Source organism: Tissierella sp., assembly GCF_052089545.1.
Taxonomy (GTDB): Bacteria; Bacillota; Clostridia; order Tissierellales; family Tissierellaceae; genus Tissierella_A.
This window is the reverse complement of the sequence record NZ_JBQDAA010000090.1, coordinates 1-8754: the sequence shown is the minus strand read 5'-3', so window position 1 is coordinate 8754 and position 8754 is coordinate 1. Positions and strand designations below refer to the sequence as shown.

10 protein-coding genes are annotated in these 8754 nt (G+C 28.9%); 7 read left to right on the top strand and 3 right to left on the bottom strand.

Annotated features, from left to right (window positions below; all coding sequences use genetic code 11):
• Positions 1-318 precede the first annotated feature (318 nt).
• The 3 genes from ACTHW2_RS07715 (at position 319) to ACTHW2_RS07705 (ending at position 1732) form a co-directional block, all read left to right on the top strand.
• Entirely contained in the window at positions 319-858 is a 540-nt protein-coding gene (locus ACTHW2_RS07715; protein WP_442263370.1) for a DUF5698 domain-containing protein, read from the top strand.
• Positions 859-984: 126 nt separating this feature from the next.
• On the top strand, positions 985-1455 hold the full coding sequence (locus ACTHW2_RS07710) for a ribonuclease domain-containing protein (RefSeq protein WP_442263369.1): 471 nt from the start codon (positions 985-987) through the stop codon (positions 1453-1455).
• Position 1456: 1 nt separating this feature from the next.
• Positions 1457-1732, top strand: coding sequence for a barstar family protein (locus ACTHW2_RS07705; protein ID WP_442263368.1), 276 nt, complete (start codon positions 1457-1459; stop codon positions 1730-1732).
• A gap of 35 nt (positions 1733-1767) precedes the next feature.
• Here the strand turns inward: ACTHW2_RS07705 and ACTHW2_RS07700 are convergent, their stop codons facing one another.
• Together ACTHW2_RS07700 and ACTHW2_RS07695 are read right to left on the bottom strand one after the other, a co-directional pair.
• Entirely contained in the window at positions 1768-3570 is a 1803-nt protein-coding gene (locus ACTHW2_RS07700) for a heme NO-binding domain-containing protein (RefSeq protein WP_442263367.1), read from the bottom strand.
• 261 nt (positions 3571-3831) lie between these two features.
• On the bottom strand, positions 3832-4083 hold the full coding sequence (locus ACTHW2_RS07695) for a GlsB/YeaQ/YmgE family stress response membrane protein (protein ID WP_442263366.1): 252 nt from the start codon (positions 4081-4083) through the stop codon (positions 3832-3834).
• A 157-nt stretch (positions 4084-4240) separates the two neighbouring features.
• Here ACTHW2_RS07695 and ACTHW2_RS07690 point away from each other — a divergent pair, with 157 nt between their 5' ends.
• Complete coding sequence (locus ACTHW2_RS07690; RefSeq protein WP_442263365.1) at positions 4241-4849, top strand: YhfC family glutamic-type intramembrane protease; 609 nt, start codon at positions 4241-4243, stop codon at positions 4847-4849.
• Complete coding sequence (locus tag ACTHW2_RS07685) at positions 4836-5249, top strand: DUF3887 domain-containing protein (RefSeq protein ID WP_442263364.1); 414 nt, start codon at positions 4836-4838, stop codon at positions 5247-5249. The genes ACTHW2_RS07690 and ACTHW2_RS07685 overlap by 14 nt, the downstream gene beginning before the upstream one ends.
• 44 nt (positions 5250-5293) lie before the next feature.
• On the opposite strand, the gene ACTHW2_RS07680 is transcribed toward ACTHW2_RS07685, so the two are convergent.
• Positions 5294-5485 carry an H-type small acid-soluble spore protein gene (locus tag ACTHW2_RS07680; protein ID WP_442263363.1) on the bottom strand — a complete coding sequence of 64 codons (192 nt, stop codon included), beginning with the start codon at positions 5483-5485 and terminating at the stop codon, positions 5294-5296.
• Between the two features lie 262 nt (positions 5486-5747).
• On the opposite strand from ACTHW2_RS07680, the gene ACTHW2_RS07675 reads away from it, so the two are divergent.
• Together ACTHW2_RS07675 and ACTHW2_RS07670 are read left to right on the top strand one after the other, a co-directional pair.
• Entirely contained in the window at positions 5748-7511 is a 1764-nt protein-coding gene (locus tag ACTHW2_RS07675; RefSeq protein ID WP_442263362.1) for an adenine deaminase, read from the top strand.
• A gap of 2 nt (positions 7512-7513) precedes the next feature.
• The gene (locus ACTHW2_RS07670) at positions 7514-8464 is read left to right on the top strand and encodes an immunoglobulin-like domain-containing protein (protein ID WP_442263361.1); all 951 of its coding nucleotides are present in this window, start codon (positions 7514-7516) and stop codon (positions 8462-8464) included.
• Positions 8465-8754 lie beyond the last annotated feature (290 nt).

Below are 8754 nucleotides of genomic sequence, written 5' to 3'. Positions count from 1 at the left end.
TATATCAGTTTATCATATACTTTAATTAAATCAAGAATATCTTTTTCCATAAGCTTAAGGGAAGAATATGTTAAATGTTTTATAAAAAGCGGGAAAACACTTGACAAAGAAGAGCATAAGTTATATACTAATAAAGTTAGATTAATAGTTTTAAAATAAGAAGTGAAATATTTTGTGTGTAACTTACGTCTTGGAACAGATTTAGAATCATAAAATTTCAATATAGATTATTTAAATAAGGACTAATTAATAGCTAACTGCCATAGTATATATATGGTAGTTTTTTTAATGAGAAAAAATAGAAAGGAAGATGTATAAATGGAAAATAGTATGATAATTGGGCTTTTATTTATGTTTATTATAACAGCTTTTACAAATATCTTATCAACATTAAAAACAATATTTATATCTAAGGATATTATGAATCCAGTTTATTTTTTAGTGTTTTTAGATGCAGTTATTTTTGCAACCATAGTAAGTAAGGTAACAAGTTCTGATGGGATAGCTTATACAATAGCATTTGCACTTGGAAAATCAATGGGAGTATTCTTAGGTGGTAAAATTGAAAGTAAACTTGCACTTGGAATATGCGAAGTAGACTTATTTTTAAATGATAGTATAAAAGCAAGTCAAATAGCACAAAAAATAAGGGAAACAGGCTATACAGTTAACAACATTTTAGTAGGTGGAAACAATGAAACCGAAAGACACCAAATAGAAGTTGTTATAAACAGAAAAGAAATAAAAGTCTTAGAAGACATAATAAAAGGCTTTGATGTAGAAAAACCTACATTAAAGGTAAAAACTTTAAATAAAGTAGACGGTAAAATTACAACTACAAGATTAAGGCGAGCTTAAAAAACTACCTATTTTTCAAATAGGTAGTTTTAAATTTATAGTATAAATTAATAGATATTGAAAATTAAGTATTATAAGCTTATAATTAAGCTTATACATAGGATAAAAAAGAATAGGAGAATAAATTTGAAAAAGAAAATATCATTATTACTAATTATATTATTAAGTTTTATACTCATTTCTTGTTCATATATTGATGAAATAATAGATAAAGATCCTTCTATTAAAGAAGATACAATAGAAAATATCGATGAAGATGGATATTTTACAAGTAAAGAAGATGTATCTCTTTATATCTATACTTATGAAAAGCTACCTAATAACTTTATTACTAAGAAGGAAGCTAGTAAATTAGGATGGGAATCTAGTGAGGGTAACCTTTGGGAAGTGACAGATCAAAAGAGCATAGGTGGAGACAGATTTGGTAATAGAGAAGGAAATCTTCCAGATAAAGAAGGTAGACAATATTTTGAAGCAGACATCAACTATGAAGGTGGATATAGGGGTGCTGAAAGAATAGTATATTCTAATGATGGACTAATATATTATACAGAAGACCACTATGACACTTTTACATTACTATATGGAGATGAATAAGATGAGAAAAGTTATAATAGATGGAAAATATATGAAAACAAAAGAAAAGACACACATCTATTTAAAAGATAAATTGGATATATGTTCTTACAGAGGTAATAATCTAGATGCCCTATGGGATGCTTTATCTACACATAGTAGATCCATAGAGATAGAACTTTTAAATAAAGAGAAATTAATAAAGAACTTAAATAGTTATGGAAACAGTATAATTGAAGTATTTGAGGAAGCTAAAAATGAAAATTCAAATATAAACTTTAAAATAATAGATAAATAAATTAGTAAAGCAGCCTTTTAAAAGGCTGCTTTCTTTTATAGTATATATAACTCTAAGTCTTGACTAAATTCCATACTTACTTTTTTAAACTCCTCTATATTGCGAGTCATTTTTTTAATTTCTTCGCCATAAACTTGTATATTTGCGGCAGCTTCCTGGGAAGAAGCTGAGTTTTCTTCTGCAATTGTAGCTAGTGACTCTATGTTTTCAGACACAGAATTCATATTATTAGCTTCTGTGTTTAACTCATCTATTAGGCGAGATAGTAGTTCGCTTACATTTTCTATTGAAGATATTGAAAGCATATTTTCCTCAGTTATTGTATTTAACTTTATATTTTCACTTTCTAAAACATTATATTGATTAGATATATCTTCAACTAAAGAATTAATATTTGTAATAAAAGACTCAAGATTATGATTTATAGTTTGTACTGCATCTTTAGAGCCTTCTGCAAGAGTTCTTATTTCAGAAGCTACCACATTAAAACCTCTTCCATATTCTCCTGCACTAGCAGCTTCAATGCTTGCGTTTAAGGCTAATAGATTGGTTTGTTCAGCAATTTGTTCTACAGTATCGACTATATTTCTAACTTCTTTAGCTCTATTTTGTAGATCTTGTCCTTTAGTTTTTACTCCGGAAAACTGATCTAATACATTATTTAAACTATTAGAAGTAGATCTTAAGTCTTCAAAACCTTTATTTATTACCTCAACTGAAGATTCTAAATCTAACTTACCTTGATTTTCTCTTTCAACCACATCACTTAAAGATGTCATAGAATTATTTAATTGAGTTGCTACTTGTTCTGTTTCAAAGGCTTGACTAGTAGCACCTTCAGCTACTTGCTCTACTACAGAGGACATGTCATTTGAAGCACTAGTCATGTTATTAGATATATTAGCAAACTTATCAGCAAATACATTTAACTCATCTGTAGTTCCTTTATGGCCTACAAAATCTGTTTTTATAGATTCCTTAATATCTCTTATTCTTTCATTTATATCTTCAAAAAAATCCTTTGTGCTTATATTATGAACTAAGGAAAAGTCTTTATTATAAAGTTCATCCAAACATTTATTAAGATAATCTAAGGGCTTAAATAATCCTTTACTTATAATAAATGGAATAAGAATAGAAAGAACTAAAACACTAACAATAGCAAAGTTTTGATTTGCAAACTTAAACAATAAGGCGCTTGGTATACCTAGAAAAGCGAGTGAGGCTAGGGCTATTTTTCCTTCCATATTATTTATAAAACCTAGTGATAAAAGATTGTTTAGTAAAAATTTCTTTTGATAATAAATCTCTTTTGGAAAAGTAATAGCGATTTTCAAAAAGTCATCTGTTTTTTCTAATGTTTCAATTTTAACATCCTCTTTAAAATATTTAGCAGCACCTTCTAACATTCCGTAAAAATATGAAAACATGCCTCTAGGTGAAGAATATGTCATATGTGCTGTATATTTATTTACAGGTTTTACATCTAAAATAGGGGGTTGGGCTCCTTTGACTCTTTTTGTAACTACTACATGAATATCATACATAGCTTGAAGAAAAGAATATAGATTTTTATATCTAAAAAATGCGGGATATACCTTAGTATATGTTGTAACATTATGGTTTCCCATAGTGTTCCACATTGTATGGGAACTTTTATTTAATTTTTTACCTATATATTCTAAAATTCCAAGTGCTTTTTTATCTTCAATATCCTCTGAAGGTCTAAAAACTTTATCTGTATCTATTCCATTATAAGCTAAAGACTCATTTGTTATATCTTCTCCATAAATTTCTTTACAGGTTTCAACCCATGCTGAAACAATAGTACCTTTCATAATTGTCAACTCCTTGTTTGTATAAATATATCTTAATATAATAGTCGGATTTAAATGAGGAATATTAAGTAAAGGTATCAAATTTATAAAGAAAGACTCAAATCCTTTTAAACTAAAGGATTTGAGTCTTATATTATTTATCTAAATTTTTCTTTTTAATAAGAGCTCTTGCTCCAAAAAATGATAAAAGAAGTAACAACCAGCTTTTTTTCTTTTTATTTCTTTTTCTACCAAACATAGTATTATCACTCTCTTTCTAATTTATTTACTTCTAAGAGCTTTAGCTAAGGCTATCAAAACTATAGAACCTAATAGAGCTACAAATAAAGAGTAGAAATTTAACCCATATGCTCCTGACTTACCAAAAAAGTTCATTATAAACCCGCCAATAAAAGCTCCAACTATACCTACTATTATATTTGCCATAGCACCCATAGAGTCATCAGTATTCATCATTTTACTAGCTATCCATCCTGCCAATGCTCCTAAAATAATCCAAGCAATTATTCCCATAATTTTCTCCTTTTAAAATGTATTTTGATATAGTTCTTTTATAAATATATATTATTTATACCCCGTATTTTTAAAGTAATCATAAAATTAATATATATTTTAAAATATAAGGGTATATAGATATATAAGGAAATTAAATAAAGATGGTGGTGATTTATTGAAAAAAAGGATAATTACATTTATACTTGGAAGTCTATGTTTTATAATTGCCCAGCCTCTTTTAAGACTTCCCATATTAAATTACTTACAAAGGTCTACAAAATTCACAATGTTTTTAGCCTTAAATCCTTTATTAGTGGGAATATTAATAGCCTTTTCAGCCGGTGTATTTGAAGAGGGCTTTAGATTTATATTTAAATCATATCTCTTAAAACCAATAAAAACAGATATAGTAGAACCGATTATATTTGGATTAGGCCATGGATTAGCAGAAGCTGTAATTGTTCTTGGACCTTTTTTATTTACTGTTCCCCTCCAAAGCTTAGCGCTAGGAATCTTTGAAAGATTTTTAGCTATAATTCTTCATATAGGTTTAACGGTTATAGTTTGGAATGGTTTTCAATTAAATAAAAGAATAAAATATCTAATAATAGCTATCTTAATTCATGGATCTGTAAATTCACTTATACCTATTTTAAGTTCAGTTAAAAATGCTATTTTATTAATAGAAGGAGCGTTACTTTTGACAGATATATGTATAGTCATATACATATATAAATCTAAAAAAATATATAAATTACAGGAGGGGAAATATGAAAAAAAATAAATTTAAATTTATATTATGTCTTATAATTATCTTTACTCTTTTAGTGGGTTGTTCAAGTTCAAAGCTTTCAGATGATTTCAATGAGGAAGAAATTAAAGAGAAGGCAGAAGAAGTTATTAAGATAATAAATAATGAAGATTCACAGGCACTTTTAGAAATGACTACTGTTCAAATGAAAAATGCACTTACTGATGATACTCTAGAAGAAATATATGAAGCGATAGGTGAAGGTGGAGAACTTGAAAATATAGAAGAAATGAGTGTAGCTGGTCAAAAAGACAAAGATACAGAAGAAGAATTTGCAGTTGTTGTAGCAAAGACCAAATATGAGAACAAAAACTTTGTTTACACTATTTCCTTTACTAAAGAAATAAAACTGGCAGGACTTTTCTATAAATAAATATAAAAACCTACTAGAAAAAAATCTAGTAGGTTTTTTAAAACTTATCTAAGTCCAGGACCTTGTGGGTCTAATTCATTTATAGGAACTGTTTTTTCTTCACCAGTATCCATAACAGAAACTAGAGCTTCGCCTTTTTTCTCATCTACATGTTCAAGCCATACTAACTCACCTTTATGAGTAACTTTATAATTTTTATCGCCATGGAGAACTTTATTTGCTTTAAATTCTTTCATATTTCCTCCTCTTTAGAGTTTTTTGTTTCACAATTAGTATTGGGTAAATAGTTAATTATATTCTATGTAAAAAATGTCTTAAAAGATAAAATTTAAAATATTTTTTAAATCAAACTTTTAAAATTTTAATAACATCTAGAAAACCAGAAGATAGTAGTATAAAAGAAAAGCTATAAAACAAATGATATCTAGATTATGAAAAATAGTTTAAATACCATTTGTGTTATAATGGGATTTATAAATACTATAAAGGAGATATTAAATGAGAACTGTTCAAAATACAAATGAATTAATAGACTGTGGACTAGGAAAGATAACTAGTGATCTAGTACTTAAGAATATAAAACTTGTAAATGTATATTCAAAAGAGATTTATGAAAGTAAAATCCATATAAAGAATAGAAGAATTGTATCAACTGATCCAGATGCAAATTTTACTGCAAAAGAAGAAATAGACTGTAAAGGCCTATATGCTCTTCCAGGATTTATAGATGGGCACATGCACTATTCTTCATCAATGATAAATCCTGAAGCTATGGCACAAGTTATAGTCCCAAAGGGAACTACTACGGTATGCGCTGATTTTATGGAAATTGCAAATGTAATAGGATCTGATGCTATAGATATAATGCTTGAAGGTGCTAATAAACTGCCATATCGAATAGCTATTGAAGTTCCGACAAGGGTACCAACAGCTCCAGCGCTTGAAACAACTGGAAAAGTTATAAATGTTGAAGAAACTAAAAAACTCTTAAAATGTCCTGAAACTGTTTCACTTGGGGAGGTTGCTCCCTCGAAAATTCTACAAAGAACTGATGACAATATAGAAAAAATATGTAGTGCTATAAATATGGGAAAAGTAGTAAATGGTCATGCGGTAGGCTGTGATATAAGAGACCTAAGCGTTTACGCATCAGCTGGAGTAAGTGATGACCATGAAGCAGTTGAATGGGAAGAAGCCTTAAATCGTTTACGTCTTGGCATGCATGTAATGATAAGAGAAGGCAGTGGGGCTCGTAACCTCCAGATGTTTGTAAAAAATGCATTGGAGTTTGGATATGGTTTTGAAAATACATCATTTTGTACAGATGATAAACATATCAATGATATAGAAAATGAAGGACATATAAACCATAATGTAAATCTTGCCATAAGACTTGGTTTAGACCCTATAACAGCTATATCTATGGCTACAATAAATGCAGCTAAATATCTGCGAGTAGAACACGACTACGGGAGTATAAGCCCTGGAAGATTTGCAGATATCATCCTTTGTGATTCTATAGAAAAAATAGAACCCCAGATAGTATACTTTGAAGGTAAAAGAGTATTTGAAAAAGATAAGATGGAAGTTAAAAGAATAGATAGGAAATATCCAGAGTGGATTCAAGATACAGTTCATTTTAAAAGACCTATAAGCCCAGATTTATTTAAAGTTAAAGCCCTTAATAAATCTTTTGTAAAGGTAAATATAGCAAAATTGGTTAAAGATCAGATAATAAATAAACATATTACAGCTAGTTTACTTGTAAAAGATGGATTGGTTATGAGGGATTTTTATAAAGATATAATGAAATTTGCCATATGTGAAAGACATGGCAAAAATGGAAATGTAGGAGTATATTTTGTTCAAGGCTTTACCCTTAAAAAAGGCGCTCTTGCATATTCTATGACTCACAATCACCAAAACATATGTGTAATAGGTGCAAACGATAAAGACATGTTCCTAGCAGTAAATAAGGTTAAAGATATGAAAGGCGGCCTTGTTACTGTTATAGATGGCGAAGTTATCGCTTCTATGCCACTTGTGATAGGAGGGCTTATAAGTGATGAAATGGATGCAAAAGTTATAAGAGACCAGCTGATAGAAATGAATAAATCAGCTAAAGAAACAGGCTGCACACTAGCTGCACCATTTATGACCTTAAGCTTTATAGGACACCCTGCTATCCCTGAGTTAGCACCTACAGATATAGGACTAGTAGGCGTGGATAAGCAAGAATTTATTCCATTAGTGGAGGTGTAAAAATGATTAAAAAAAGATTAGATAAAATATTAAATACTATAAACACAAAACCTTCTAAATCTTTGATAATAATTTTAATAATATCAATACTTGGAGCAAGTTTTTTAATTGGATGTGATAATAAAGATAATATAAAAGAAAAAGTAGATGAACTGTATGAATCACGAACTGAATATGTAGGAGACAATTCAAAGGTTGGCAATATAGTTGCAAAAATAGAATGGCCAGAGGGATTTACCTATGATTCTATGGAAATTTCAACAGATTCAGAAGACAATACATTGATCTTAAATTTTGATGTAGATAAAAAGGAAGACTTTACTGTAGATAAATTTACTAGGCAAAGTGCTATACTCTTTTCACTTATAGATAATCTAGATGAGCTAGTATATATTCAAACAAATAAAGAAGTAGAAGGAAGCATTCTTTTGAGCAGAGAATATATAGATAATATGACTATAGCAGTTGTAGGAGCGGAAACAGAATATATTGGAGAAAACAAAGAAGACTTTAAAAAAATAGTAGAAGAGACCACAATTCTATTAGATTCAAGAGATGAAGAGGAATTAAAACCAACAGAGTATGAAAAGGTTAACAATGTAAAAGATGTTATCATGACTACAAAAGAGGGGACTGTTGATCAGAAAGGCCTAACCTTAATATTTGATAATAAATCAGATACAGACTATATTTATAGTAATGATTTTGTTATAGAAAAAAAGAGAAATGGAAAGTGGTACAAACTTCCAGTAAAAATAGATGGAGATTTTGGATTCAAGGATATTGGTTATGGACTAGACTCCGGCTTAAGTCGTGAATTTAAATTAGAGTGGGGATGGTTATATGGAGAACTTAAAGAAGGTGAATACCGTCTTATAAAAAGTATTACAGATTTAAGAGGACCAGAAGACTTTGATAGCTATTATTTAGCAGCAGAATTTAATGTTTATTAGATTGGTAAAATATAAAAACACCTGAAGGGATATGATACTTCCCAAGTAGAAAGTCTAATTAATTAAAATAGACTTTCTACTTGGGGGTATTTTTATTTGGACAGATGAATAGTAATATTTTATGATCCTTATATTTCGGTCATTCTGAGTGTAAGGAAGAATCTTTCTTTTAGTCCTATTTAATGCTCTTTCTTAATTACAAAATTTAAGATAATCTAATTTGATTGAATGTGAATGATCTTTTTATACAAGCTAGTTACAATAAAATATATAAAAATTAAAAACGTTAC

Coding starts and splice junctions, on each gene's coding strand:
- ACTHW2_RS07715 (WP_442263370.1), top strand. CDS start 319: ATGGAAAATAGTATGATAATTGGGCTTTTATTTATGTTTATTATAACA.
- ACTHW2_RS07705 (WP_442263368.1), top strand. CDS start 1,457: ATGAGAAAAGTTATAATAGATGGAAAATATATGAAAACAAAAGAAAAG.
- ACTHW2_RS07700 (WP_442263367.1), bottom strand. CDS start 3,570: ATGAAAGGTACTATTGTTTCAGCATGGGTTGAAACCTGTAAAGAAATT.
- ACTHW2_RS07695 (WP_442263366.1), bottom strand. CDS start 4,083: ATGGGAATAATTGCTTGGATTATTTTAGGAGCATTGGCAGGATGGATA.
- ACTHW2_RS07685 (WP_442263364.1), top strand. CDS start 4,836: ATGAAAAAAAATAAATTTAAATTTATATTATGTCTTATAATTATCTTT.
- ACTHW2_RS07680 (WP_442263363.1), bottom strand. CDS start 5,485: ATGAAAGAATTTAAAGCAAATAAAGTTCTCCATGGCGATAAAAATTAT.
- ACTHW2_RS07675 (WP_442263362.1), top strand. CDS start 5,748: ATGAGAACTGTTCAAAATACAAATGAATTAATAGACTGTGGACTAGGA.
- ACTHW2_RS07670 (WP_442263361.1), top strand. CDS start 7,514: ATGATTAAAAAAAGATTAGATAAAATATTAAATACTATAAACACAAAA.